The 25,077-nt window shown below is 69.1% G+C and carries 19 protein-coding genes; 11 read left to right on the forward strand and 8 right to left on the reverse strand.

The genetic code is table 11. The features are described 5' to 3' along the window. Positions 1–44 precede the first annotated feature (44 nt). The 6 genes from AUL35_RS09945 to AUL35_RS09970 all read right to left on the reverse strand — a co-directional run bounded on the left by AUL35_RS09945 (position 45) and on the right by AUL35_RS09970 (position 11,625). Complete coding sequence (locus AUL35_RS09945) at positions 45–923, reverse strand: hypothetical protein (protein WP_062014488.1); 879 nt, start codon at positions 921–923, stop codon at positions 45–47. A 17-nt stretch (positions 924–940) separates the two neighbouring features. Then, complete coding sequence (locus AUL35_RS09950) at positions 941–3,190, reverse strand: glycosyltransferase (protein ID WP_062014489.1); 2,250 nt, start codon at positions 3,188–3,190, stop codon at positions 941–943. Next, entirely contained in the window at positions 3,190–6,453 is a 3,264-nt protein-coding gene (locus AUL35_RS09955; RefSeq protein ID WP_062014490.1) for a glycosyltransferase, read from the reverse strand. Before AUL35_RS09955 ends, AUL35_RS09950 begins: the two co-directional genes overlap by 1 nt. Further along, complete coding sequence (glf, locus tag AUL35_RS09960) at positions 6,450–8,714, reverse strand: UDP-galactopyranose mutase (protein ID WP_082666244.1); 2,265 nt, start codon at positions 8,712–8,714, stop codon at positions 6,450–6,452. The genes AUL35_RS09955 and glf overlap by 4 nt, the downstream gene beginning before the upstream one ends. 219 nt (positions 8,715–8,933) lie before the next feature. Further along, positions 8,934–10,109 carry a glycosyltransferase gene (locus AUL35_RS09965; RefSeq protein ID WP_082666238.1) on the reverse strand — a complete coding sequence of 392 codons (1,176 nt, stop codon included), beginning with the start codon at positions 10,107–10,109 and terminating at the stop codon, positions 8,934–8,936. A gap of 511 nt (positions 10,110–10,620) precedes the next feature. Next, entirely contained in the window at positions 10,621–11,625 is a 1,005-nt protein-coding gene (locus AUL35_RS09970; protein WP_082666239.1) for a LacI family DNA-binding transcriptional regulator, read from the reverse strand. A 186-nt stretch (positions 11,626–11,811) separates the two neighbouring features. On the opposite strand from AUL35_RS09970, the gene AUL35_RS09975 reads away from it, so the two are divergent. The 10 genes from AUL35_RS09975 to AUL35_RS10020 all read left to right on the forward strand — a co-directional run bounded on the left by AUL35_RS09975 (position 11,812) and on the right by AUL35_RS10020 (position 21,527). Then, on the forward strand, positions 11,812–12,756 hold the full coding sequence (locus tag AUL35_RS09975) for a substrate-binding domain-containing protein (RefSeq protein WP_062014491.1): 945 nt from the start codon (positions 11,812–11,814) through the stop codon (positions 12,754–12,756). Then, positions 12,756–14,327 (forward strand): sugar ABC transporter ATP-binding protein, encoded by a 1,572-nt coding sequence (locus tag AUL35_RS09980; RefSeq protein WP_062014492.1) that lies wholly within the window; start codon positions 12,756–12,758, stop codon positions 14,325–14,327. The genes AUL35_RS09975 and AUL35_RS09980 overlap by 1 nt, the downstream gene beginning before the upstream one ends. After that, positions 14,324–15,319: an ABC transporter permease gene (locus AUL35_RS09985; protein ID WP_062014493.1), complete on the forward strand. Its 996-nt coding sequence runs from the start codon at positions 14,324–14,326 to the stop codon at positions 15,317–15,319. Before AUL35_RS09980 ends, AUL35_RS09985 begins: the two co-directional genes overlap by 4 nt. A 5-nt stretch (positions 15,320–15,324) precedes the next feature. Then, positions 15,325–16,167, forward strand: coding sequence for an N-acyl homoserine lactonase family protein (locus tag AUL35_RS09990; RefSeq protein WP_062014494.1), 843 nt, complete (start codon positions 15,325–15,327; stop codon positions 16,165–16,167). Between the two features lie 577 nt (positions 16,168–16,744). Then, a complete protein-coding gene (locus AUL35_RS09995) occupies positions 16,745–17,092 on the forward strand; it encodes a LysE family transporter (RefSeq protein WP_062014495.1) in 348 nt (115 codons plus the stop codon). Positions 17,093–17,095: 3 nt separating this feature from the next. Further along, a complete protein-coding gene (locus AUL35_RS10000) occupies positions 17,096–17,323 on the forward strand; it encodes a hypothetical protein (RefSeq protein ID WP_062014496.1) in 228 nt (75 codons plus the stop codon). Between the two features lie 18 nt (positions 17,324–17,341). Beyond that, positions 17,342–17,698, forward strand: coding sequence for a cupin domain-containing protein (locus tag AUL35_RS10005; protein ID WP_062014497.1), 357 nt, complete (start codon positions 17,342–17,344; stop codon positions 17,696–17,698). A gap of 526 nt (positions 17,699–18,224) precedes the next feature. Then, positions 18,225–18,938, forward strand: a complete 714-nt coding sequence (locus AUL35_RS10010; RefSeq protein ID WP_062014498.1) for a GntR family transcriptional regulator — start codon at positions 18,225–18,227, stop codon at positions 18,936–18,938. 185 nt (positions 18,939–19,123) lie between these two features. Beyond that, on the forward strand, positions 19,124–20,698 hold the full coding sequence (locus AUL35_RS10015) for a GMC family oxidoreductase (RefSeq protein WP_062014499.1): 1,575 nt from the start codon (positions 19,124–19,126) through the stop codon (positions 20,696–20,698). A gap of 34 nt (positions 20,699–20,732) precedes the next feature. After that, the gene (locus AUL35_RS10020) at positions 20,733–21,527 is read left to right on the forward strand and encodes an SDR family NAD(P)-dependent oxidoreductase (RefSeq protein ID WP_062014500.1); all 795 of its coding nucleotides are present in this window, start codon (positions 20,733–20,735) and stop codon (positions 21,525–21,527) included. Between the two features lie 900 nt (positions 21,528–22,427). Here the strand turns inward: AUL35_RS10020 and AUL35_RS10025 are convergent. After that, complete coding sequence (locus AUL35_RS10025; RefSeq protein ID WP_062014501.1) at positions 22,428–23,621, reverse strand: aminotransferase class V-fold PLP-dependent enzyme; 1,194 nt, start codon at positions 23,619–23,621, stop codon at positions 22,428–22,430. Between the two features lie 109 nt (positions 23,622–23,730). Here AUL35_RS10025 and AUL35_RS10030 point away from each other — a divergent pair, with 109 nt between their 5' ends. Continuing rightward, the gene (locus tag AUL35_RS10030) at positions 23,731–24,540 is read left to right on the forward strand and encodes an IclR family transcriptional regulator (RefSeq protein WP_244493728.1); all 810 of its coding nucleotides are present in this window, start codon (positions 23,731–23,733) and stop codon (positions 24,538–24,540) included. 13 nt (positions 24,541–24,553) lie between these two features. Here the strand turns inward: AUL35_RS10030 and AUL35_RS10035 are convergent, their stop codons facing one another. Further along, the gene (locus tag AUL35_RS10035; protein ID WP_062014503.1) at positions 24,554–25,054 is read right to left on the reverse strand and encodes a RidA family protein; all 501 of its coding nucleotides are present in this window, start codon (positions 25,052–25,054) and stop codon (positions 24,554–24,556) included. Between the last annotated feature and the right edge of the window lie 23 nt (positions 25,055–25,077).

Raw genomic sequence — 25,077 nt, forward strand, 5'->3', positions numbered from 1 at the left:
GCACCGACCGGAACAGGGAACAGGTTGCCGGGATCGCGGCGGTTTCAAGGTGTCGGTCCGTGTCGCGCGGCAGCCTCGAGCAGCGCGGCCGACAGGCTCGGGTCCAGCGTCATGTCCTCGCGGACGAGGCCATGGTCCCAGCGGTGACGCTGCGGCGCATTCCAGGCCGGCGAGTCGACGATCGGGTAAAGGCAGACGCCCGCGACGGGAATGCGCGAGCGCTCCACCTCGGCCAGGACGTGGCGCAGCCAGTAGCCCTTGTCGTCGATCCCGCGCCAGCGGCGAGGATGGCCCCTGTGAAGGCCGGTCTCGGTGATCATCACCGGCTTGCCGTAGCGCGCGGCCACGTCGCGCAGCGAACGGGCGATGCTGCGCCGCAGGTCGTGCGGGTAGACGTTGATGCCGACGACATCGGCCGTGTCGGCCAGCGCATGCGCGCCGATCTCGTGCGGCCGGTGCGCGGGCTCGGAGGTGACGAGACGCAGGCGGGGAAGCCGCTCGCGCAGGATCGCCAGGATGCCGCGCGCCTGCTCGACGACGAAGGCGGTACTCTCGCCGGGTACCATGCGCGGGTGGAAGCTCGTCTCGTTGAAGCAGCACCAGAAGGTCTGGTCGGGCGCGACCGCAAGAACCGCATCGGCCACCCGCCGTGCGTAGCCCTCGGGGTCGGCGTGGCGCCAGTAGTGGTTGAGGTCCCAGATCACCTCCATGTCCGCCTCGCGCGCGACGCGGAGGCGCGGCTCGACCGGTAGCCACGGGGGCAGGCCGTCGCGCACGGTTCGGATGCCGTGCACCCGGAGGATCGCGTAATGCGCGGCCATCCGTGTCTCGGGCAGATGGTCGGTGCCGGTCAGGAGGCAGAAGTTGCCCTGCCATTCCAGGCGGCCGCACTCGAAACCGGCCTGGAGAAAGGATCGGAACACCGGCGGCGCGGCGCCCGTCAGGCGCCGAACTCCATCGCGCGCTGGCGCTCAAGCTCGGCGGCGAGTGCGGGATCGGCGATGCGCCCGCGGGCGTCGGCGGAGAAGCGCAGCAGCCCGTTCGGACAGTAGCGCTCGTCGTCCCAGCCGGGATGGTCGAGAACGGGGTAGAGGCAAAGGCCCTCGACCGGCACGCCCCGGCGCATGGCGGCGCGCACCTCGCCCCCGACATAGGCGAGCCACTCCGCCCGCCGGTCGCCCTCGGTGCCCGTCTCGGCCACGAAGATCGGACGACCGTAGCGGGCATGGGTTTCCGTCAGGATGTCGCGGAAGGGCCTGTAGAGGGGATGGCCGATGTCGATCGGCGGCCCGCCGTGGATCCACTGGTTGTTGAAGTAGTAGTTGACCCCGACGATATCGAGCAGAGCCTCGCGCCCGCCGATCTGCGGCCAGGCGCGGCCCGCCAGCATGTCCCAAGCCTGGAACTGCGCTTGCCGGTGTCCCTCGGCATGGGCCGCCTCGTGCGGCCGCGAGGGATCGGTGATGACGTTGATGACGGGGTCGGCATGCACGAAGCGCGCGCGCGGATCGACGCGCCAGATCGCCTCCATCGCGAGAATCGCGGCGCGCGAGAGCTGCACCTTCAGCTCGTGTGCGCGACCGTGCGCGAAGGGGTTGAGGTAGCCGGCGTCTCCCCCGCCCCAGGCCAGGAAGGAGATCTCGTTGACCGGCGCATAGAAGGGTACGCCCTCGGTCGCGGCCCCGATCACGCGCGCGGCCTCTGTGGCAAAGCGCGTGAAGCGCTCGACGAATTCGGGGCGCCAGATGTCGATGTCGTCCGGCCAGCCGTAATGGAGGATGTCCCAGACGACCTGCGTGCCGGTTTCCTTTGCCGCCTGAAGCTGCGCCCGGAGGCTCCCCCAATCGTAGCGGCCGGGCTCGGGCTCCACGAGATGCCAGCGCAGGCCGTCGCGCACGGTGCGGATGCCGTGGCGCTGGAGCGCGGCGTAGTCCTCGCGCGCGAAGCGGTCGTGGTAGCTCGCCGCGATCATGTCGACGCGGCGCCGGTCGTGGGCGCGGCGGTGCGAGGAGGACTCGAAGCCGCCCTGGTGGAACGAGCGGAAGAGCTGCGGCCGGTGCGGCTCGGGCCGTGTCTCGCGCAGGACCGCCTCGATTAGCGCCTCCCACTGCGCCACGACCACCGGCACCGCGTAGTCGCGCTCGACCTTGGCCCGGAGCGCGGCGCCAAGGCGCGCGCGACGGGCGGGATCGTCGATCAGCGCCAGCATGGCCTGTGCGACGGCGGCCGGGTCCTCGTGCGGCACGAAGAGGCCGCTGACGCCGTCCTGGATCTGCTCGGTCGTGCCGTTGTCGGCGGTCGCGATCACGGCCAAACGAGCCGCGCCCGCTTCCGCGATCACATGCGGCATTCCCTCGCCGCGCGACAGCCAGACGAAGACGTCGAGCGCGGCCAGAAGCTCCGGCACGTCGGCGCGGTCGCCGAGAAAGCGTACGGCGTCGCCCAGCCCGAGCGTGCGGGCGCGCTCGTAGAGGGCCTGCGCGTAATCGGGCAGAAAGGCGTCGGGACCGCCGATCACGAGGAAGCGCGCGTCGGGGCGCGTGCGCCGAACGAGGGCGGCGGCGTCCAGAAAGTCCTCGACGCGCTTCTTCGGGTCGAGCCGGCCGACCCAGCCGATCACAGGCGTCTTGGGCGCAAAGCCGAGCGCCCGGCGCATCGGCTCGCGGGCCGCGGCATCGAAGGGCGCGAGGTCGACCGTGGACGGGATCTCCAGCGCGCAGGTCTCGCGGCCCGGCATGCGCGAGGCGGCGGCTTCCCGGATCGAGCGGCAGACGCCGACATAGCGGCTGGTGAAGTGCTTGGGGCCGCCGAGCGCCTCGGAGACGAGCCCGCCGTGCTCGATCAGGGGCGGCCGCAGATGGAGCCGTTCCAACGCGGGATAGATGTCGGCGACGTTCTGGCAGGAGACCACGAGATCGTAGCCCGCGAGCTTGCCCGCGAGATAGTTGATCGTGTCCTCGAAGGAGAGCGTGTAGGGCGTGCGGTCGACGGACACGCCCAGCGCCTCCAGCTGCTGGTGCGTCTGCTCGGGCATGCCCTCCTTGCGGAAGCACGCGACGACGTCGATGCGATAGCGCCGGGGATCGAGATGGCGCGCCAGATGGCGCACCTCGGTCTCCTCGCCGCCCACCACCAGCCAGGCGAAGACGAACAGGATGCGGACCGGCTCCGGGCTGGCGTCGCTCGCCATCAGTCGCGGACCTTGAACACGACCTGCAGGAAGTCCGGCCGCTCGTCCACGAGATGGCGCAGGAAGCGCGGCGCGTCCTCGAAGTCGACGACGTGGGTGATCATGTGCTCGGTGATGTCGCGTCCGCGCGCCTGGAGGAGGCCGATCGTCTCGGCTGCCAGCCGCCGGCGGTTCCACTCGAAGCCGAGACCGCGCGGCACGCGGTTGATCTGCGCGCAGCGGATCGCCAAGCCGTTGTGGTGGAACTCCTCGCCCAGGCGCAGCGGCTCCGCCCCGCCCTGGTAGAAAGCGAGATCGATGACGGTACCCTGCGGTCGCAGGGCCCGGAGCGCGGCATGGAGGCTGCGCGCGTCCGCGCGCGTCTGGAACACGAAGTCCGCGCCCCGGTCGCCGCCCCCGTGGTGCCAGTTCGCCTTGGCATGGTTCCAGGCTTGGTCCTCGTCCATCGCCGTGAAGCCCAGCGCCTCGATGCGCGCGCGCCGGAAGGGCGACGGGTCTGCGACGACGACCTCGCCGGCCCCCGCGCGCGCGGCGAACAGCGCCGTCAGGAGACCCACCACGCCGCCGCCGATGACCAGCACCGGACGGCCGGCGACCCCCTGCCCCAGCCGCTCGACGCGGCCGCCCGCCAGTTCCGCGTCGGCATGGAGAATGCCATTGGCGGCGATCGGGCCCATCTGCGCGACGTAGATGCCGAGCATCGGATCGACGCCCTCCGGCAGCTTCACCAGGAGATCGTGGAACGGGTCGGCCGTGTGGCCGCTCTTGTGGGCGAAGGTCGAGGCGACGACCTCGCCGGCGCAAAAGCCGGGCGCGCGGGATTCTGCGACGCGCGCCACCTCCATGTAGCCGAGGAACGGCACCGGAAAGTGCTGTCCCGCCTCGCCCGGCACGAAGACGCCGCGCCCGCCGTCCCAGCGCGAATGAAGATACGGGTTGGTATTCTTGAAAAAGGTGAGCTCGGTGCCGGCGGAGAAGCCGGTATAGAGCGTGTCGAGGCGGACCTGCCCGTCGCCCGGAGGGCCTTCCTCGTACTGGAAATGGTAGGCCTCGCCCGGCCGCTCGATGCCGAGCGAGCGCACGTGCCGATGCCCCGGCGGCAGTTGTCCCGGCTCCGGCCGCGGCGGGAAGCGCAGCGGCGCGGGCGCCGTGCGGGGAGCCGTGTCGGGCTGGAGATGGACCACCTCGCCGGTGCGCGCCGACTGCACGACGGCCAGCGCCAGGCGGTGCGTCGCGAGCGCATCGGCGTAGGGGCAGCGGATGCGGTTCTCGCCGCCGCGCACCGCGTCGATGAAGTCGCGGTCCTCGCGCCAGACCGGGTCGCCGTCGGCGCCGCGCACCGGGCGACCGCGCCCGACGTCCACCATGATGTCGCGGTCCGTCAGCTCGATCGCCAGCCGGTCGGCGAAGATGTGGAGGCCGACGCGGTGGTTCCAGCCGAGAAGGCAGGTCGAGGCGATGTTGGCGACGACGCCGCTCGCGAACGTCAGACTGGCCGTCGAGGTGGTCGGAACGTCGAGACCGGGAAAGGCCTCGCGATCGCGGTGCGCCGCGCGGCCGTAGACCTCGGTCACCTCGCCCACCAGGAAGCGGGCGAGGTCGAGAAGGTGCGTCGCCTGCTCCACCATCTGGCCGCCCGACTGGTCCTCGCGCCACCACCATTGCGGCGGGGGCGTCGAATCCAGCCAGTAGCCCGACAGGAGCTGCGCCGGGTTGTCGGCGAGCAGCGCTCGCGCCTCGTCCACCGTGTCGAGATAGCGCCAGTGGTAGCCGACGGCCGTGACCAAGTTCTTGCGCGCCACCTCGGCGGCGATCGCCTCCGCGGTCGCGATATCGAGCGAGACCGGCTTCTCCACAAAGAACGGTAGATCCCGTTCGATCGCGGCGCGCTCCGCCTCGCCGTGGGCGAAGGGCGGCACGCAGATATAGACGGCATCGGGCGCGCAGGCATCCATCATCGCGCCGGCCTCCGAGAAGGCGCGGGCCCCGAAGCGGGCGGCCGCCCCTTCCGCTCGGGCGAGATCGGTGTCGGCGAAGCCGACGATCGCGACGTCCTCGAAGTGCTCGAGGATGCCGAGATGGCGGTGCGCGATGCCGCCGGCCCCGACGAAACCGATCCGGGTGGTCTTCATGCGTGCGTCCTGCGTTTCACGGTGGGGAGAAGCCGCCAGCCGGCGGTAGAGCGTGGCCGTCGCTCGCGCCATGGCAGAGGCGTGGAAGCGTCGGCGGAAGCGTTCCTGTGCGGCCTCGCCCGCCCGGGCGAGCGCGGCGCGGTCGGGCAGGCGCTGGAGAAGCGTGCGGGCGAGCGCGCCGGCGTTGCCGGGCTCGGCGAGCCAGCCGGACACGCCGTCCTCCACCGCCTCGCTCGTGCCGCCGATGCGCGTGGCGATCACCGGCAGCCCGGCGGCCATGGCCTCCAGCACCACCAGCGGCAGACCTTCGAAAAGCGAGGGCAGGACAAGCGCGTCGGCCGCAGCCATCAGGTCGGCGACGTCGTCACGGCTGCCGAGGAACCGCACGGCGTGGCAAAGGCCGAGCGCTCCGGCCCGTTGCTCAAGCGGGGCACGCAAGGGACCCTCGCCGACGACGAGACAGACGAGACCGGGGAGCTCTCCATGGATCAGTGCGAGCGCGTCAAGGAGAACGGCATGGCCCTTCTGCTCGGTCAGGCGGGCGACCACGAGAAGAACCGTCGCATCGGGCGCGATCGCGAGAGCCCGACGGACCGCGTCGCGGCCTAGGGCGGCGTGTCGGGGGTGGACGCCGTTGGGGATCGCGTGGAGCCGGGTCGGATCGAGGCCGGCTGCCAGAAAGCTGTCGGCAGCCGCCTGCGACACGCAGACCACGGCGTCCAGAGCGGACGCTTCCCGCCGGTGCCACGCGATCTGCTCGGGATCGGTCAGGACGAACGGGAGGTGCTCGGTGCGCAGGATCGTCGGAATACCGGCTCGGCGGCCGGGCTCGGCCAGATCGTGCCCTTCCCAGGCAATACCGGCATGAACATGCAGGATGTCGGCGCGCCAACGCTCGAGCGTCTCGCGAAGCGAGGCGGGGTCGCCAAGCGGCAGATCCAACACGGCGAGGCCGGCGTCGGACGCCCGCGCGCGCAGTCCCGAGCGCGGGTCGGCGGCGATCGCGACGTCCCACTCCGCCGCGAGCTCCCGGCCGAGCGCGAGCATGTGCTCGCCGACGCCGGAGGGAACGAGGCTGTCGGTGGCCAGGATCAGGCGAAGGCGGCGCGGGCCCCGGCCGGCTCGGCTCAAGCCAAGGGTCCCGCGGTGGCACCCGACACGGCCGCGCCCGCCAGCGCCGCGCGCGGGCTCATCCGGCCATAGGTCGCCAGCGCCTGCGCCACCACCTGATCCATGTTGTAGTAGCGATAGGTGGCGAGGCGGCCGACGAAGCTGACGTCGGGGGTAGCATCGGCAAGCGCCTCGTAGCGGCGGTAGATCGCCCGCGTTTCCTCGCGCGGCACGGGATAGTACGGATCGCCCCGGTCCGAGGGAAACTCGTAGGAGATACTGGTGCGCGCGTGCCGCTGCCCCGTCAGGTGCTTGTACTCGGTGATGCGGGTCTGGGGCACCTCGGTGCCGGGATAGTTCACCACGGCCACGGGTTGGAACTCGGGTCGGTCGTGCGTCTCGTGCCGGAAGGCGAGGCTGCGATAGGGCAGCTCACCGAAGCGGTGGTCGAAGAACTCGTCCACCGGGCCGGTGAACACCGTATGGCCGACATCCACGGTGGCGCGAACCGAGCGGTAGTCCGTGCCGGTGCGCACGGTGATGTTGGGGTGATCGAGCATGCGCTCGAACATCGCCGTGTAGCCGTCGGCGGGCATCGCCTGGAAGCTGTCGAGGAAGTAGCGGTCGTCGGTGTTCGTGCGGGTCGGCACGCGGGCGGTGACGGAGCGGTCGAGCTGCGAGGGGTCGAGCCCCCATTGCTTGCGCGTGTAGCCGCGAAAGAAGGTCTCGTAGAGCTCGCGCCCGACCGCCGAGACCACGACGTCCTCGGCGGTGCGGATGTCGGCGACCGGCTCGGCCCGCGCTGCCAGAAAGGCGGCAGCCTCGGCGTCGGTGCGAAGGTCGAGGCCGTAGAGCCCGTTCAGCGTCGTGCGGTTGATCGGGATCGGCAGGAGCCGATCGCCGACATTGGCCAGGACGCGGTGCTCGTAGGGCCGCCACGTGGTGAAGCGCGAGAGGTAGTCGACGACCCGCTGGCTGTTGGTATGGAAGATGTGGGGTCCGTAGCGGTGGACGAGGATACCGGCCGCGTCGAGGTGATCGAAGGCGTTGCCGGCGATATGCGGGCGCCGGTCGACCACGAGAACGCGCTTGCCCGCGTCCGCCGCGAGCCGCTCGGCCAACACGGAGCCCGCAAAGCCCGCCCCGACCACGAGCGCGTCGAAGCGCTCCCGCCTCGTTCCCCCTTGGACGGCGGGGGCGACCGGCGTTTCGTCGTTGGCGGCGTGCGCGGCGGCGATCCGGGCGGCCAGAACGGCGTCCGCAAGGATTGCCGCCATGCGCGCCTGCGTCCTGTCCCAGGAGATATCGGCCAGGGCGGCGTCGGCCTCGTTCCGCCACGCCCCGTCGCGCGGCAAGGCGAGGACGCTCTCGCAGGCCGCGACGAAACCTGCGGCATCCGCGGCGATGCGCACGCCCTCCATCGCGCCGTAATGGCGCACGACGTCGGCGATCGGCGTCGACACGACGGGACAGCCGCCCGCTAGGTACTCCGGCGTCTTGGTGGGGCTGATGAAGCGCGTCGCCTCGTTCAGGGCGAACGGCATCAGGGCGGCGTCCCAGCCCGCGAGGTAGGACGGCAGCTCGTCGTAGCTCTTGCCGCCGAGCCAGTGGATGTTGGCGCCGCGCGGCAGCTCCGCCGGGTCGATCTTGGCGACGGGCCCCAGCATCGCGAAGCTCCAGTCCGGCCGCATCGCCGCAATCTGGCGCAGGAGATCGAGGTCGAGCCGCTCGTCGATCACCCCGTAGAAGCCGAGCACCGGTCCGGCGAGGCCGGCCTGGTCGGCGGGCTGGACAAGGTTGGCGCGGCGCGCTTGTCCGAAATGCGCGGCGTCCACGGCAGAGGGAAAGGCGTGGATGTTGGCGTGGCGATGGCGCTTCGCCTCGTAGAGGCTCCAGCCGCCGGTGAACACGGCGTCCGCCCGCGCGATCAGCCGCTCCTCCATCTCCACGAGGCGCGGGTCCGCGAAGCGGAAGCCGGCCAGTTCGTCCATGCAGTCGTAGACCACCGCCGCCGCCTCGACCGCGCCGGCGAAGCCGAACATCATCGGGGTGTAGAACCACAGGATCGGCGCGGCGGTGGTTGCGGTCTCGACCAGCATGGCGAGGAGCTGCGCCAGCCCCGCCTCCCGCTCCTTCACGCTCCACCAATGCGGCAGGCGCGGGCGCAGCGCGACGATGCCGTCATCGGGAAAGGGGTGAAACTCCAGGAACGGCAGATGATGGTCGCAGGGAATGAATTCCTCGAAGACGAAGACCTTTCGGCCGCGCGCGAAGCGCCGCATCAGGTGCTGCGGGCGTTGGGTCACGAAGTCCCAGCGCAGATGCGAGAAGCAGATGATCGGAGCGTCGTCGTGCGCGGATTTCAGGGCGTCGCCGAGCCGCGCTCCCGCAGGGCCGGCAGCTGTCGTCGAATCCAGCGTCATGCCCGCCCCTCTCGTTCGTCACCCACGCACTAGCCGATCACAAGTCCCGGCGTGATGCGACTGAGTGAAGCCGGCGAATTACCGTAGCAGCGACCGGAAACGCTCCACCGTATGAGGCCATGTCCAGCGCGATCGGGCGATCCCGCGCGGCCGAAATTCCCCCAGCGTGTCCAGCATCTCCACGAGCACCTCGCCGAAGCGCTCGGCCGGTGCGGTGCGGCCGGTCCCGGGCGTGACGAACTGGAGCCCGCAGGCCAGACGCTCGTTGGCCAGAACCGGCAGGCCGGCCAGCATGTACTCGGTGAGGATGGCAGGCGCCCCGTCGTCGACCCCGCAGACGACGCCGATGCGCGCCTGGTTCATGAGCCGGTTGACCTCGTCGAAAGGCACGCCCGGCGGGCCGACGAAGTCCACGTCGAGACCGCGCGCCGCCGCCTCGGCGCGCAGCGCCTCGCCCATCTCGCCGTAGCCGAAGACGCAGAGCGCCCTGAGGCGGCGCGGTGCCGTGGCCAAGGCGTCGAACAGGATGTCGTGGCGCTTGTAGGGCTGCGCAGCCGCGACGTAGACGACGTCGTACGGCTTCTCGCCGCCCAGCGGGCGGAACGTCTCGTCGTCGGCGAACTCCGGCCCGATCGGCATGATCGCCGTCGCCATGCCGGGATGACGCGCCTCGACCTCGTCGGACTGCCACCGGGCTCCGGTGAGAACGAGGTCGAAGTGACGGCTGACCTCGGGCGGCACGCGCAGCGCAGGCGCGTCGATGGAATTGTAGACTTTGAAGCTGTGCCGGCAGGCGTGGAGAATTTGTTCGTCCACCCCGAGGCCCAGGACCACGAGGATGTGCGGCGCGCCGACGGCCTCGATGAAACGCAGCATGTGCCGCGACGCGAAGGGTGCCTCCTCGCCATCGAGGCCGAACACGCGCCGCGCCAGGTGCGGACCGTCGCGCCGCACGGGCGGCACCGCCTCGGCGCGACCGTGGTGCCATATTTCCCCGTGCCGCACGATGCCTGCCCTGATGCAGGCCAGCGGCAGACGCTCCAGGTAGCCCCCGACCACGCGAACGGACTCATCGGCCACCTCGTGCGCACGAGGTGGCGAGAACGGCTCGCGCGGGAGCCGCTCCGGCCATTCCGCCGCGCGCCGGTCCAGCGCCTGCGCATCGAAGCCGTGCGGCGGCCAGCCCTCCACGAGATCGCCGATCACGACGATGGAGGGATCCGCTGTGAGCACCGCCGCGTCGCCTTGATGCATCCGAATGTCTCCCCCGATATTGCGAATTCGTTTCCTCGGCGACGGGCGGTCGCCTGCGTTGGGACAACTTGGGTCAAACAGGCAGGAGTCGAGCCAAGCGGCGCTGCGAACCGGCACCTTCGAACAAGGTGCGGTCGATCCGGCGCCTGGTGAGCGAGGCGGAACGCAACGCGGAGGTCACGGGGCTGACGTGCAGAGGCATCTCGGGTTTCCGGCCGATCGCCCGCTTCGGGTGCCGCAAAGGCGAGGCGATGCGGGCCACGTGTCGGCAGTTCGTTGCGCTGTGCGAGGAGGCAGGCCCAATCGCCGGCCGGCGGCCGCCGCGGTAGGCAGGTGCGGGAACCGGGGCGATGCCTTTGACATGCCGTATCGGCTCGACCGTATTCCCGACGCCACGCGTATCCGTCGGCGAACGGTCGAGCACCGGCTCGGCACGGCGGGGCCGGATGGGGCGAAGCCACGCCGGAATGCCGCGACCGTCGACGCAGGAGGTATGTAGTCCCGCCGCGGATCAGACCGGCCCGCAGCTGTCTCCCAGTATCAAGGCGGGCTGGAAGACGACGTTCCGAGGGGCCGACGCGGGGCCGCGCTCTATTCGGTCGACCAGCAGCCGCAACGCCTCGTTCGTCATCTCCGAGATCGGGTGCTCCGTTCTCGTCAGGCGCGGACGCAGCCCCCCGATGCCGGGGATCGTGTCTGTGGAGGCGATCGATACGTCGTGGGGGCAGGAAAGATCGAGGTCCGCCAGCGCCCGCATGACACCAAGAGCCATGACACCGTTGGCGACGTAGATCGCGGTCGGACGGCTGCGACTGGCCAGAAGCTCCCGGGCGACGGAATAGGCGACATCCTCCCGGAAAGCTCCGTTGCGAATGTGGTCGGGCTCGGGCTTCAAACCGCGTGCCGCCATGCCCTCCAGAAGGCCCTCGAGGCGACCTTTGCCCGTTGTCAGGTGAAGCGGGCCGGTGATCGTCGCGATGCGGCGATGACCGAGATCGAGAAGATAGTTCGTGACCTGCCGGGCTGCGGAGACATTGTCGATCGTCACCGTATCGCAGCGATCGTCCGCGACGAGACGCCCGAACAGGACGGTCGGAATGCGACTGCCTTCGCCGTCCCGGCCGTCGAGGCGCAGGCCCGCGTCGATCGGAACCAGCATCAGGCCGTCGCACGACAACGCCCTTACCCGTGCCAGGATCCGGCGTTCGTTGTCCGGCTTCTCGTCGCTGTTGAACAGCACGAGCGAGTAGCCCCAGTCCGCCACTGCCGCCTCCGCCGCGCAGACGATGCGGGCGAAGAAGGGGTTGGTGAGATCGGATACGGCCAGCGCGATCAACTGGCTGCGACCGCGCTTCAGATTGCGCGCGGCGGACATCGGCGCGTAGTCGAGATCGCCGATCGCCGCGAGCACGCGCGCGCGCAGGACGGGGCTGACATAGGCCGTGTCGTTGACCACCGCCGAAACGGTCGCCGTGGAGACGCCGGCAGCTTTTGCGACGTCGCGGATCGTTGCCAATCAAACACCGTAGCTAAACGTTTCACAATAAGGCTGGACAGGCCGAGTAACGCCACACCGTTATCTGGCGTGCCTTGGACGTCAATAGCTCTTGCATTCTAAACGCCGTTCGGAAAACATGGCAAAACGGTTCGCTGACGTTCGCCGGGAGGGCGGGTTGCGTCGAGGCGGCCACGGGAGGGTCTGATGAACGCTTCAACGATCGCCATTATCGTATCGGGCCTCGCCGCGACGCTCGCGCCGGCCAACGCGCAGGACAAGCCGCTTCTCGGGATCGTCTCGATCTCCGCCACGGAAGCCAACAACGTGCGCTACATCGCCGGCGCGACGGCAGCCGCCGAAAAGGCCGGCTGGACGGTCTCGGTGATCGACGCGGCCGGCAGCGCCGACCAGGCCAATTCCGCGATCCAGAACTTCGCGGGTCGCGGCGCGGGCGCCATCATCGACATGGTCTTCCCCTATTCCTCGATCGGCGCGGGTCTCGCCGCGGCCAAGGACGCGAACATTCCCGTCGTGACCTGGGGCGGCGGTCTCGGCTCGTCTGTCGCGGCGACCAACGGATCGGGTGCGCCGATCGCGAAGCCGGTGATCGAGAAGATGATCGCCGATCTCGGCGGACAGGGCAGCCTCCTCGCCCTCACCTACCGGACCGGCGAGGTCTGCCGGAACCGCGAGGTCCTTCTGGACGAGATGCTGAAGTCCCATCCCGGCATCACCGTCACCAAGAACGAGGTGCGCATCCCCGGCTACTTCGAGGACGGCGCGCAATACGCCAACGCCTGGCTCGCCTCCCATCCGGCGGGCGACGGCAACCTCGCGATCTGGGGATGCTGGGACGATCCGGCGATCGGCGCGATCGGCGCGCTGCGCCAGCAGAGCCGCGACGACGTGAAGGTCTACGGCGTCAACGGCAACGCGCAGGCGATCGAGAACGTCCAGAACGGCCACATGACGGCGACCGCCTGGGAGGACAGCTACACCGAGGGCCAGCGCATGGTGGAGATGCTGGACGAAATCCGGAAGGCCGGTGCCGACTGGACGCCGAAGGCCGCCGAGGTGCCGGCGGTCCTCGTGACCAAGGACACCGTCGCGGACTTCGTGAAGCAGCATCCCGAAGCGCTCGGCCAGTGATGCCGGAAGCCGCGCCGCTTCCGGCGAAGCGGCTGTCCGGATCCGACGCCCCTTCGCTGGTCGCGGCCTCAGACGTCGCCAAGTCCTACGGCGGCGTGCAGGCGCTCAAGGGCGTCTCGCTCACGATCCGCCCCGGCGAGGTACATGGGCTGGTCGGCGCGAACGGCGCGGGCAAATCGACTTTGATCCGGATCCTGGCCGGCCTGACGCAACCCGACCGGGGGCGCATCGAGGTCGACGGACAAGCCGTATCGATCGCGACCCCGCAGCGGGCCGCAGACCTCGGCATGACGTTCATCCACCAGGAACTCGCCTTCGTGCCCGGCATGACGGTGCTGCAGAACATCATGCTGGGACTGCCGAAGCGGCAGCGCTTCGGCCTGGTGGATTGGCATGCGATCGCCAGCGAGGTCGAGCCGGTGGCGCGCCGCGTCGGGCTGACCGCCCCGCTCTTCTCGAACGTCAAGGGCCTGTCGGTCGCCGAGAAGTGGCTGATCAACATCTGCCGGGCCCTCGTGCGCCGCGCCCGCCTGATCGTCATGGACGAGCCGACCGCCTCGCTGTCGGCAACCGAGGCCGAGACGCTGCTGCGCATCGTGGAGGACCTGTCGCGCTCGGGCGTGGCGGTGCTCTACGTCTCGCATCGGCTGGACGAGATCCTGCGCCTCTGCCACCGCGTCACCGCCTTCCGCGACGGGCGATCGGTGGCCACCCTGGAGGACGCCGGCCTGACGCGGTCGAGCCTCGTGGAAGCGATCGTCGGCGGCGCCGTCGATCATCTCGACAAGCCTGTGGGCGACGTCGGCGGCAACGAGGTCGTGCTGACGGTGTCGAAACTGACGCGCCTGCCGCGCGTGCGCGACGTCGGCTTCGACCTGCGTCGCGGCGAGGTCTTGGGCATCGGCGGCCTCGTCGGCGCCGGGCGGACCGAACTCGTTCGTCTCGTCTATGGCGCCGATCGGCCCGACGGCGGCACGATGCGCCTCGACGGACGCCCCTACGCGCCGCGCCGCCCCGCCGATGCGGTTCGGGCCGGGTTCGGCCTCGTGCCCGAGGAGCGGCGCAGCGAGGGTCTGGTGCTCACCAAGAGCGTCGCCTTCAACCTCCATCTGTCCAGCCTGTCGCGGATCGTCTCGGGTCCGCTTCTGCCGCTCGTCAGTTCCAGGCGGCAGCGGGAGCTGTCGAACGGCATGATCCGCGACCTCTCCATCAAGACGCCGGACAGAAACGCGCCCGTCGGGCGCCTCAGCGGCGGCAACCAGCAGAAGGTCGTCATCGGCCGCTGGCTGCTGCGCGCGCCAAGAATCCTGATCCTCGACGAGCCGACGCGCGGCGTCGACATCGGCGCCCGAGGCGAGATCCACCGCCTGATCCGCGATCTCGCCCGGCAGGGCATGGCGGTGCTCGTGGTCTCCTCCGAGCCCGACGAGTTGCCGGACCTGTGCGACCGGGTTCTGGTGATGGCCGAGGGCCGGATCGTGCGCGAGCTGACGGGATCGGCCCTTTCCCGCAACAGCATCATCGAGGCCAGCTACGCCGAAGGGCGCAAGGCCGGAGATCCCCTGTCATGACCGACGCGACCGCCTCGAACCGGCGCCTTTCTCCCCGGGCCAAGTCCGCGCTCGGGCTGTTCGCGCGCTACGCGACCATCATCGGCCTCCTTGCCATGATCGCCGCGTTCGCGGTGCTGTCGCCACGCGCCTTTCCCACGCTCAGCAACTTCACCAACGTCCTGAACCAGGCCTCGCTGACCATGATCATCGCGGCCGGGCTGACGCTCGCCGTGGTGGTCGGCGAGCTCGACCTGTCGGTCGGCTTCGCGGCGAGCCTGCATGGCATTCTCGTCACCGGCCTCATCGTCTCGAACGGGTTGCCGATTCCGCTCGCGATCCTGATCGTCCTTTGCGCGGGCGCCCTGATCGGTCTCGTCAACGGGCTGATCGTCACCAAGATCAAGGTCAACTCGGTGATCGCGACGCTCGGCGTCGGCACGATCCTGACCGGCTTGGCCTTCGCCTATTCCGCCGGCGTGCCCATCGTCTCCGGCGTGCCGGAGGCGTTTCTCCAGCTGTCGCTCGGGCGCTGGCTCTTCGGCATCCCGAACAACATCGTCATCATGGCGCTGGTGGTCGGCGGCCTTTGGGTGCTGGTGGAGCGATCGGCGCTCGGCCAGGAGATCCAGGCGGTCGGCGGCAACCCGGCGGCGGCGCGGCTGGCCGGCATCGACGTCGACCGCATCAAGATCCTCGGCTTCGTGATCTCGGGCGTCTGCGCCGCGCTGACCGGCATCCTCCTCGCCTCGCGCCTCGGCAGCGGCACGGCGAGCGCGGCCGACAGCTATCTCCTGACCGCGTTCGCAGCCGTGTTCCTCGGCTCAGCCACGCTGCGGGACGGCGAGTTCCACATCCTCGGCACCCTGATCGGGGCGCTGATCATCGCCTTCGGCTTCAACGGCCTCAACATCTTCGGCGCGCCCACCTTCTCGCAATACGTCCTGCAGGGCGCCATTCTCATCCTGGCCGTCGGGCTCTCCAGCCTCGGCCGCTCGATCGCGGAAAGCTGACCCCCATGCCCGACACCGATCAGCCGAACTGGGACGTCCATGTCATCGAGTTCGCCCGTTCCAAGGACCAACTCGTGGCCGGGCTCGTTCACGGGGCCTACGACGAGGGCACGGTGGACGTCCCCTTCTCCTTCGTGCTCGCCCGCAGCAACACCCACGTGGTGCTGGTGGATACCGGCTTCATGAAGGAGGGTTCGGGCGAGGCCATGAGCACGAAGTTCGGCGTGCCCTTCTGGATCTCGCCGCTGCGCATGCTGGCGGCGCTCGGCGTCGCGCCCGGGGACGTCACCGACATCGTCCTCAGCCACGCCCATTTCGACCACATGGGCTCGATCCAGGAGTATCCAGCGGCGCGGCTCCACATCCAGAAGTCCGAGCTCCTGTCGTGGATCGAGGCGCTCGCCCTGCCGCGCCAGTTCGGCTACCTCACCGAGATCATCAACCCCGACGACCTGCGCCACGCCTTCGACGCCTCGCTCGAGCATCGCCTGAATCTCGTGGAAGGCGACGTCGACGATCTCCTGCCCGGCCTGCACCTCCGGCTCGGTGCCGGCCACACGGTCGGCCAGCAGTTCGCAATCGTCGAGACGGCGCGCGGCCGCCTCGTGATCTCGGGCGACTGCGTCTACTCCCAGCGCAACATCTGCGGCCACAACCACGACGGCGTCTACGTTCCGCTGGCCAATGCCACGGGCAGCGTCTGGGACCAGCTCAAGACCTTCGATCGCATCAACCGCGAAATCGGCGGCGACCTCGGCCGCCTCGTGATCCTGCACGACATGCAGCGCTGGCCCACCCTGCCGGTGGTCGAAGAGATCGAGGGCTTTCGCATCGTGAAGGCGTCCTGAACACAGCGGATCGCCCTGTTGTCGGCAAACGACGATCGGTGAGGGTCTGAGGCAGATGGGGTGGATGCCCCCCCCTCAACCGACATCTGAACTCCCCGATGATGTTACGGCGTGGTGAACCCGCCCCCAAGAAGTCGACCGCCAGGCAGTTTACCGTTGTCGGCTTCGGTTCGACCAAGAGCGCCTCCCAGCTTCACGCGCTCGGCGTGCCGTGCCACGTCATCGTGCGCAAGGCTCTGCACCGACCGCGGATGGTGCGGTTATCGGCCAAGCCGCTGCCCGATCTGTCGGGATGGAAGACTGCCGCGCGTCGCATCACTCGGCATGCATGCCGACGCGTCCTGACGACGGAATGCGTCCCATGCCACCTGCCTTTGGAAAGCTCTCTCCGGCGGCCCCATCCAAGCCGGCCCAACCGGACCGTCTCCGCTTTTCTCATACAGCGGGCCGCGGCCGCGCCATGGCGTCGCGAAGCTGCGGCTCGAGTTCATCGATCGTCGCGCCTTGAGTACCTTCCGCCCGGTGAAGCGTGACCGCAAAGGAGGGCAGCAGCGGAAGGCCTGCCTCCCGCGAGAGGATGTCGAGATCGAACGGCAGTCCGAGCCGGACAGGTCCCGAGACGCCCCCCCCCACCCTCGATCTCGGACCAGATTTCGTCGTCGGCGGCGATCGCAGGTCGCTCCACTTCATCGCGGGCATCACGGCGGGGCTCGGCTCGATGGCCGCGCTGGTGCGGCTCGGCCTCGGCGGCCTCCTTTCGACACTGCCTTCGCTTGCCCTCGGCATGGAAGTGCTGGGTTCTGCCTATCTCCTGTGGCTCGCTTGGCAGACCGCCGGTCGTGGCGCGCCGCGCATGGATGGCGGCACCGCGCCGAACGGGTTTGTCGCCGGCGCCTGGACGGTCTGGCACAATCCCGAGGGCTGAGCGATGACGACGGGAGCGGCGGCGACCTTCGTCGCGCTGGCCTCGGGTCCTGGCCGTAACGGCGCGCTCCTGGCCGCCATGTTCGGCATTCTCGCTCCGATATCCCTATCGCTTTGGTGCGCCGCAGGCCTGGTTCTCGCGCATACGATCCGCAACCACCGGCAGCGGCGCCTCCTCAACGGGTCGCTCGGTCTGCTGCTGGCCCTTTCCGTCATACCGGTCCGGCACTGAATACCAAGGAGACCGCGTATGGACCCGGTCGATCTCGTCTCGGCTCTCGATTCCGTCACCGCATACTGGTCGCCCCAGGTTGTCGGACGCGTGAAGGACCCATACGTCAAACTTCTGGGCGAACTGGCCTGGCACCGGCACGACGAGGAAGACGAAGTCTTTCACGTCCTGCGCGGGCGTCTGCGCATCCAGTTCGAGGCGCGCCAAGAGACGCTGCTGGAGGCGGGCGAGTTCCGCATCGTTCCAAAGGGCACCATGCACAACCCGGTTGCCGAAGAGGAATGCTGGATCGTGCTGGTCGAAACGACGACGACGAAACATGCCGGCGATGTCGCAACGCCGCAGACACGGTCGATGGAACAGCAGTTGGCGTGACGAAGCGCGAACCGACAGGCGGGTTCGTTAGCCCCACGGCTCCCACGCGCCGATCTCTCCTGCCTTCCGCTAAGAAACCATCTGGCATTTCGACGAGCCGCCCAGCCCGGACGCTCAGCGCCGCTCGGATAGCCGGGGAATTGGCTTGGTCCAACGACCGCCGTCCGTCGCGAGCGTCGGGCTTGTGATCCGCAGGTGTTCCAGCCGAAAACCCCTCGCTGCCCCGCACCTTGTCGACGGTGCGATGACGACGCCGCGACCGCCACACGCCCGCTGACGATCGGTGGGCGTCTGGCGACGACGGAAGACCGGACTCCGTCTACCCGGTCCAGGTCAGACAGGCGGTGGGAACGCTGCAGCGCGCGCGAGTAGGCGAGTGGGCCAAGCCTGTTGGCGCAACAACCGCATCCGCCGCCGTTCGGTTTCACCTTGGATTGCATCGCGAACCAGCAACCGATATATGAGTTTCCAGAAATAGCTCGGTTCCGTGTTTTCGTTTGGTCACCGGACGTGTTGGGTTTTTCAAATGGACGTCGGGACAAGAGCCGCCGGAAGCAAGCGACCGCCCGTTGATAAGGCGACCCTGAAGGCAGAGCAGATATATGAGACGCTGCGACATGCGATCGTTCGCCTCCGCATGGTTCCCGGTTCCGTCATCTCGGAAAAGCAACTTTGCCTCCAGTACGGCGTGTCACGCACGCCGGTCCGCGAGGCCCTGAAGCGGCTGGCCGACGAGGACCTCGTCGATGTCTTCCCCCATTCGGGGACATACGTCTCGCGCATCTCGTTCGAGGTGGCCGAAGAGGGCTACGTCATTCGCCGGGCGCTGGAAATCGAAAGCATCCGACGCGCCGCCGCCCATGCCGGCAGCGAGGATATCCGCCGCCTCGACGCCCTGGTCGGCGACATGCGCGACATCCTCCGGCGCGGCGCGCTCGACGAATACATCGAGGTCGACGACGTCTTCCATGCCGAGATCGCCACGATCAGCCGCTATCCGCGCATCTGGAAGTTCATCAATCTCGTGAAGGCGCATCTCGATCGGATGCGCCAGCTGTCCGCCCCCGTGCCGGGGCACCTGGCCGAAGTGACCGAGCAGCATGCCGCGATCGTGCGCGCACTGGACCGCCGCAACCCCGACCAGGCCGAACTCGCCATGAAGATCCACCTCGAGGCGTCCTTCGCGGTGATGAGCGCGATGTACGAGGAAGGCCGCTACTTCAAGCGGCGGGAGGGCTGATCATGGACGCAACCGGTGTTTCGTCACCGCGATCCTGACCGCGGCATCGGGCAAGGCGGCCGAGAGCGAACGCCTCGACCCCGGCAACAGCGAGTTCGCGCCCCGGCAGATCGGCGCGGTGATGTGAGGCAAGGCCGGACCGGCGCGCTGGAGGGCGAGCCGCCGGCTCATCGGGAGGAAGCGGCATGGGCGAACTGAAGGCCGGCTACGACATCATCATCATCGGCGCGGGCGTGGGCGGCGGCGCGCTCGCCAACGCGCTGGCTGCGCCCGGTCGCGACATCCTGATGATCGAACGTGGGCCTCGCCTGCCGCGCGAGAAGGACAACTGGAGCGTCGACGCCGTCTTCCACAAGCGAAAATACGCGACCAGGGAGGAGTGGCGAGACTGCGACGGAAAACTCTTCCATCCCTCGACCTACTATTATGTCGGCGGCAACTCGAAGTTCTTCGGCGCGGCGACCGTGCGCTTCCGCAAGGAGGACTTCGGGGACCTGCAGCACGAGGGCGGCGTCGCTCCGGCCTGGCCTGTCTCCTACGACACGTTCGAACCCTACTACGCGCGCGCCGAACGTCTGATGGGCACGCATGGCGAGGCAGGCCTCGACCCGATCGAGCCACCGCGCTCCGGTCCCATGCCCTATCCCCCGATCGGCCACGAGCCGGAAATCGCGTGGTTCGAGCGGAAGCTGCGGGAGCGGGGCCTGCGCCCCTTCCCGCTGCCGATCGCGATCGATTACCACGACGGAGGCGCCTGCGCGCGCTGCCGGACTTGCGACGGCTTCGCCTGCAAGATCGGGGCGAAGGGCGACGCCGAGGTGCGGCTCGTCAACCCGGCGCTCGCCAAGGGCGGCGTGACGCTGATCACCGAGGCCTTCGTGCACAGGCTCGTCACCGATCCGTCAGGCGGTCGGGTGACGGCGGTCGAACTCGACTATCGAGGCGAGCGGCGCACCGTCTCGGCACGCGTCGTCGTGTCGGCGGCAGGTGCCATCAACTCCACCGCGCTGCTCCTTCGCTCGGCGAGCGACAAGCATCCGAAGGGCCTTGGCAACAACACCTCCGACCAGCTCGGCCGCAACTACATGGCCCACAACAACACGGCCATGATGGCGGTCTCGCCGTTCCGCAAGAACCGCGTGACGTTCCAGAAGTCGATGGCGATCAACGACTTCTATCTCGCCAACTCGGAGAGGCCCTACCCGCTCGGCAACGTGCAGGGCCTGGGCAAGCTGCAGGCCGGCATGCTGACGGCGAGCGTCAAGTGGGCACCGGAATGGGCGATGGGCCTGTTTGCCGAGCGCTCGGTGGACTGGTGGCTGATGTCGGAGGACCTGCCCGACCCGAACAACCGTGTCACCCTCGACCCGGACGGGAAGATCCGCGTGTCCTACACCGCCAACAACCTCAAGTCGCATGGCGAGCTGGTGAGCGTGTGGTCGCGCATCATGCGCGTGCTCGGCTACCCGCTGATCGTCACCCAGAAGATGGACATCAGGGTCTCGATGCATCAGTGCGGCACCGCGCGCTTCGGCAACGACCCCGCGACGTCCGTCCTCGACACGAACTGCAGGGTCTGGGACGTCGACAACCTTTACGTCGTCGACGCGTCCTTCCTGCCCTCGTCCACGGGCTTCAACCCGTCGCTCACCATCGTCGCGCAGGCGCTGCGCACCGCCGAGCACATCCTGCGCGAGCTGGGCGAACCGATCGCGGTTCCCGTTCCGTCGGTGCGCGTGGCCGAGACCACGCCCGCCTGAACCGTTCGAAACATCCCAGGGAGGAAAAAACACCATGGTGGCCAAGCGTGACTACGCGCGCCTCTTCGACCTGACGGGCCGCAAGGCCATCGTGACGGGAGGGTCGCGCGGCATCGGCCGCGCGCTCGCGCAGGCGCTCGCCGCTCATGGCGCCGATGTCGCCATCGTCGTGCGCTCGACGGTGGATCAGGCCGAGGATCTGGCGCGCGAACTCAACGACAAAGGCGGCGACAGCTTCGCGATCCGAGCCGACGTCTCGAACCCCGAAGACGTCGAGCGATTGGCGGCCGAGGTGGACGCGCGCTGGGGCCGCGCCGACATTCTCGTCAACAATGCCGGCGTCATCCATCCCGGCGAGGCCGAGACCTACGCGCTCTCGGACTGGCGCGCGACCATGGCCGTCAACGTAGAGGGCGTGTTCCTCATGAGCCAGGCGATCGGCCGCCTGATGATCCGCCAGCGGTCGGGCTCTATCGTCAACATCGGCTCCATGTCCGGCCGCATCGTGAACTGGCCGTTCAAGCACTCGGCCTACAACGTGTCCAAGGCCGCCGTTCACATGATGACCAAGTGCCTCGCCACCGAATGGGCCGAGCACAACATCCGCGTCAACGCGCTGGCGCCGGGCTACATCCTGACCGAGCTGACGGAAGAGGTGCTGAGAGAACACCCCGACGTCGTCAACGACCACTGGGCCAAGAGCGCGGTGCAGAACCGCATCGGCACGGTGGACGAGCTCGCCGGCGCGGTCGTGTACCTGGCCAGCGACGCCGCCTCCTTCACCACCGGGGAGATCCACACCGTCGACGGTGGCCTGACGCTGCGCTGACGAACGCAGCCCATTCCAAACGGAACCGGGACGCTTCCTTTCGGACGCGTTCCATCCAGTCCGACCACACGTGGGATTGGGTCATTCGCCTTCCGCCTGGGCGAGCCGATCCGCGATGACGCAGCGGACGTGCGGGAGCGGCGCATCGCCACCTCCCCCGCACAAATAGCGACCCGCATTTTGCGCGCGCTGGAAGCGGACCCGTTCCGGCGCTCCGGACCCGCAGGACGGGCCAGCGGTACGGGAGGGGACGATCGGGTCGGGGCGTGTCGCCTGACGGCGAACGGGTCGGGTCCCACGCCGCTCGGCTCTCGAACCCCCGCTCGATGTCGGCGATCGTCTCGGCCTGCGGCCACCACGCCCGCGTCCGCCGCCCTTACCGTATGGGCGCCCCGGGCAGGCGGAGAGCGGGGCTCGAAGCATTCCATGATCAGCGTCATCATCGGCCGGACGAAATGCTGGGCGTCGCGCCCGCCGGAGCGACGGACGACGTCCTGGGCCCTGACGGCAAGAGCAGCGGCCGACGGGCATGGGGGGGGCCCTGCCCGTTTCGACCGTCTCGTTCCAAAGCGGACCGCTCCCTGTCGGACGAGCCGACAAGGGGCGGTACGAGAGCCAGGCAACCCGTGCTGCTTCGCCCGAAGCCTCGATGTCGGCGAACACCGCACGGCGGCTGACGCGCCGATCGCATTCGCGGTCGTGTCCGGATACGGGAAGACCGGAGCATGTCCGGCAGACCACGGATCGGCGGAAACGCTCTGGCGGCCGCGCGTTTGCGGCCCGGTGGTCCACGGTCCGATGTGGCGCCGAGTGCGCCCGCAGGCTGTTGCGGTGAATGGCGCGCGAGCGGGCGGCCTCACCTGACGGACAAGGCCCGGCCGTCGCCGGGCCATTGATCGCTCAGTCGGGCCAGGTGCTGACGGCGCGGCGGCGACGGCGCTCGACGATGTCGCTCGCGATCACGGTGTTGGATCGACGCGCCGCCTCGAGCTCCTCGCCGAGGCGCTCCGCCACGATCTCGGCCTGACCGGGATGGAGGTTGCAGGGGTCGAGGTAGAAGTAGCCGTGCTCCACTTCGTGGTCGCGCACGATCACGGGGCGCTCGCCGCGTCCGAGCTGGTCCGCCAGATCCCAGGCCGTGATGTGGGCACGCGGCGGGTCGATATGGACGCGCAGCCGATCCAGCGGATTGTGCGTCGGATCGGGATCGACCACGGGATCGACCCCCTCGAAGGGCTCCAGGGCATCGCGCCACAGGTCAAGCGCCGCGCGCTCGCGCGCGCGAATGCCGTCATGGTCGCGCGTTTCCCATGCTTCCAGCGCTGCGATCGTTCCCACGATGCCTTCCTTGCCGACCTTCATGCCGCGCCCGATGCCGTTGTTCTGCATGTAGGCGGCGCGCACGAGATCCTTGCGTCCCGCCACGATGCCGCCCGTCGGCCCGCCCAGGAACTTGTGGGATGAATAGAGAGCAAGGTCCGCTCCCTGCGCCAGGAAGCCCTTGAGGTCGTATTCCGAGGCGGCATCCACGATCACCGGAACACCCTTCGAATGGGCGATGTCGATGAACTCGCCCAGCGGCATCTGACCGTACTGCACGACATGGTGCGACACGACGTAGAGAGCGGCCGCGGTGCGTTCGGTGATCGCGCCCGCGAGCTGGTAGGCTTCGGCGCTGGTGGCCTGTCCCACCGGAACGACCTTCGCGCCGGCGAGGCGAATGCCTTGTTCGACAGGCGCCCCGTAACCCACCATGTGACCGGACTGGACCACGACCTCATCGCGCGGCAGGCGGCTCGTGTCCGGCAGGCGCTCGATCGCGGCGCGGTCGTCACCGGTCATCGCGCCTGCGATGGCGAGCGTGATCGCCCCCGCGCAGGAGGCGGTGACGAAGCCTGCCTCCCCGCCCGTCAGCCGGGCTATGGTGCGGCTCGCGCGTTTCTGGAGATCGCCGATCTCGACGAACTGCGGCAACGTTGCGGCAATCGCCACCACCGCTTCGGGCACGACGATCGAGGCGCCCAGCGACGTCATCGTGCCCGAGACGTTGATGATCGGGCGCAGGCCCATCTGGAGACGGATGTCGTTGGTCATGGAAATGTCCTCAGGCTGCAATGTTGGTTGGAGCGGGCGCGGCGGCTCGATATGATCGCGAGCCGGAAGCTCGGGCATCGGGGTGACGTTTCGGAAGATGGACGCGAGCATGGCGGCAAGAACGGATGGGGACGACGCACGGGACACGCTTCCCGCGCGGCGCTCGCGGGTCAGCGGCATCGACCGCATGCTGCAGATCCTCGACCAGCTGCGCGACACGGGCACGCCGGCCACGGCCTACGACCTCGCCCATTCCGTGGGTGCGCCGCTCTCCACGATCTACACGATCGTCGACGATCTGGTCGGCAAGGGGCTTCTGGTCAGGGGCGACGACGGCTCGATCTGGCTTGGCCCCCGCCTCTACCACTATGGTTTGGCCTACGAGCGATCGATCGACCTCATGGCCATCGCCAAGGAAGAGATGGCGGACCTGAACCGCCGGCTCGGCGAGACGATCCAGATCTGCGGCCGCGACGACGACATGATGGTGGTGCTGGCGATGGCGGAGGGGCGGGATCATTTCCAGGTCACCTCGCGCGTCGGCTCGCGCGTGCCGCTGAACTGGGTGGCGTCCGGCCGCCTGCTCGCAGGGCACCTGCCGGAGGCCGAGCGCGTCGCGCTCTTCCGGCACTGCGCGCGCGTATCGCCGACCGGTCGGGCCGAGACCGACGCGGAAACGCTGGCGAGCCAGTCCGCTGCGGCCCTGCACGACCGCCTGTCGATCCAGGCCGGCGAGTCCGCCTATTCGGTCGCCTGCGTCGCCGCGCCCATCGTCGATCGCGATGGGGCCTGCAACGCGACGATCTCGGTGGTGCTGCCCGACTTCAAGGTTTCGGAAGCGCGCGAGCGCTATGCCGACGCCGTGCGCGAGGCGGCGCGCCGTATCGAGACACGGCTCGGCTGGGCCCGCCCCCGCTAGGGCCGGGCGTTCCTCAATCGATCGCAACGATCGCCTCGATCTCGACCGTGATGCGGCCGGGCAGCGAACCGAAGCCGACCGCCGAGCGCGCGTGCTGCCCCGCCTCGCCGAAGACCTCGACGAGGAGGTCGGAGCAACCGTTGATGATGGCGGGATGCTCGGCGAAGTCCGGTTCGGCGTTCACCATGCCGAGGAGCTTCACGACGCGGCGCACGCGCGCGAGATCGCCGAGCGCTTCCTGCATCACGGCGATCAGGTTGATGCCGGTCAGCCGCGCATGCGCATAGGCCGCCTCGATCGAGACGTCTGACCCGACCTTGCCGGTATGCATGCGCCCGTCGGCCTCGCGTGGCCCCTGGCCCGAGAGGTAGAGGAGCTTTCCCTCGACCACGTGCGTGACGAAGTTGGCGACGGGTGGCGGCGCGGGCGGCAGATCGATGCCGAGCGCGGCCAGGCGCGCCCGGGGCGATGGATTGGCGGTCGCCGGGGAGACGGCGCTTGGGGATAGGGACACGGGGGCATTCACTCCGGATGGAA

Source organism: Aureimonas sp. AU4, assembly GCF_001463765.1.
Taxonomy (GTDB): domain Bacteria; phylum Pseudomonadota; class Alphaproteobacteria; order Rhizobiales; family Rhizobiaceae; genus Aureimonas.

Excerpts from the sequence above, each read along its gene's own strand:
- AUL35_RS09950 (WP_062014489.1), bottom strand. The coding sequence starts at position 3,190 with ATGGCGAGCGACGCCAGCCCGGAGCCGGTCCGCATCCTGTTCGTCTTC.
- glf (WP_082666244.1), bottom strand. The coding sequence starts at position 8,714 with ATGCGGCGCTTCGCGCGCGGCCGAAAGGTCTTCGTCTTCGAGGAATTC.
- AUL35_RS09965 (WP_082666238.1), bottom strand. The coding sequence starts at position 10,109 with ATGCATCAAGGCGACGCGGCGGTGCTCACAGCGGATCCCTCCATCGTC.
- AUL35_RS09975 (WP_062014491.1), top strand. The coding sequence starts at position 11,812 with ATGAACGCTTCAACGATCGCCATTATCGTATCGGGCCTCGCCGCGACG.
- AUL35_RS09980 (WP_062014492.1), top strand. The coding sequence starts at position 12,756 with ATGCCGGAAGCCGCGCCGCTTCCGGCGAAGCGGCTGTCCGGATCCGAC.
- AUL35_RS09985 (WP_062014493.1), top strand. The coding sequence starts at position 14,324 with ATGACCGACGCGACCGCCTCGAACCGGCGCCTTTCTCCCCGGGCCAAG.
- AUL35_RS09990 (WP_062014494.1), top strand. The coding sequence starts at position 15,325 with ATGCCCGACACCGATCAGCCGAACTGGGACGTCCATGTCATCGAGTTC.
- AUL35_RS09995 (WP_062014495.1), top strand. The coding sequence starts at position 16,745 with ATGTCGAGATCGAACGGCAGTCCGAGCCGGACAGGTCCCGAGACGCCC.
- AUL35_RS10000 (WP_062014496.1), top strand. The coding sequence starts at position 17,096 with ATGACGACGGGAGCGGCGGCGACCTTCGTCGCGCTGGCCTCGGGTCCT.
- AUL35_RS10005 (WP_062014497.1), top strand. The coding sequence starts at position 17,342 with ATGGACCCGGTCGATCTCGTCTCGGCTCTCGATTCCGTCACCGCATAC.
- AUL35_RS10010 (WP_062014498.1), top strand. The coding sequence starts at position 18,225 with ATGGACGTCGGGACAAGAGCCGCCGGAAGCAAGCGACCGCCCGTTGAT.
- AUL35_RS10015 (WP_062014499.1), top strand. The coding sequence starts at position 19,124 with ATGGGCGAACTGAAGGCCGGCTACGACATCATCATCATCGGCGCGGGC.
- AUL35_RS10020 (WP_062014500.1), top strand. The coding sequence starts at position 20,733 with ATGGTGGCCAAGCGTGACTACGCGCGCCTCTTCGACCTGACGGGCCGC.
- AUL35_RS10025 (WP_062014501.1), bottom strand. The coding sequence starts at position 23,621 with ATGACCAACGACATCCGTCTCCAGATGGGCCTGCGCCCGATCATCAAC.
- AUL35_RS10030 (WP_244493728.1), top strand. The coding sequence starts at position 23,731 with ATGGCGGCAAGAACGGATGGGGACGACGCACGGGACACGCTTCCCGCG.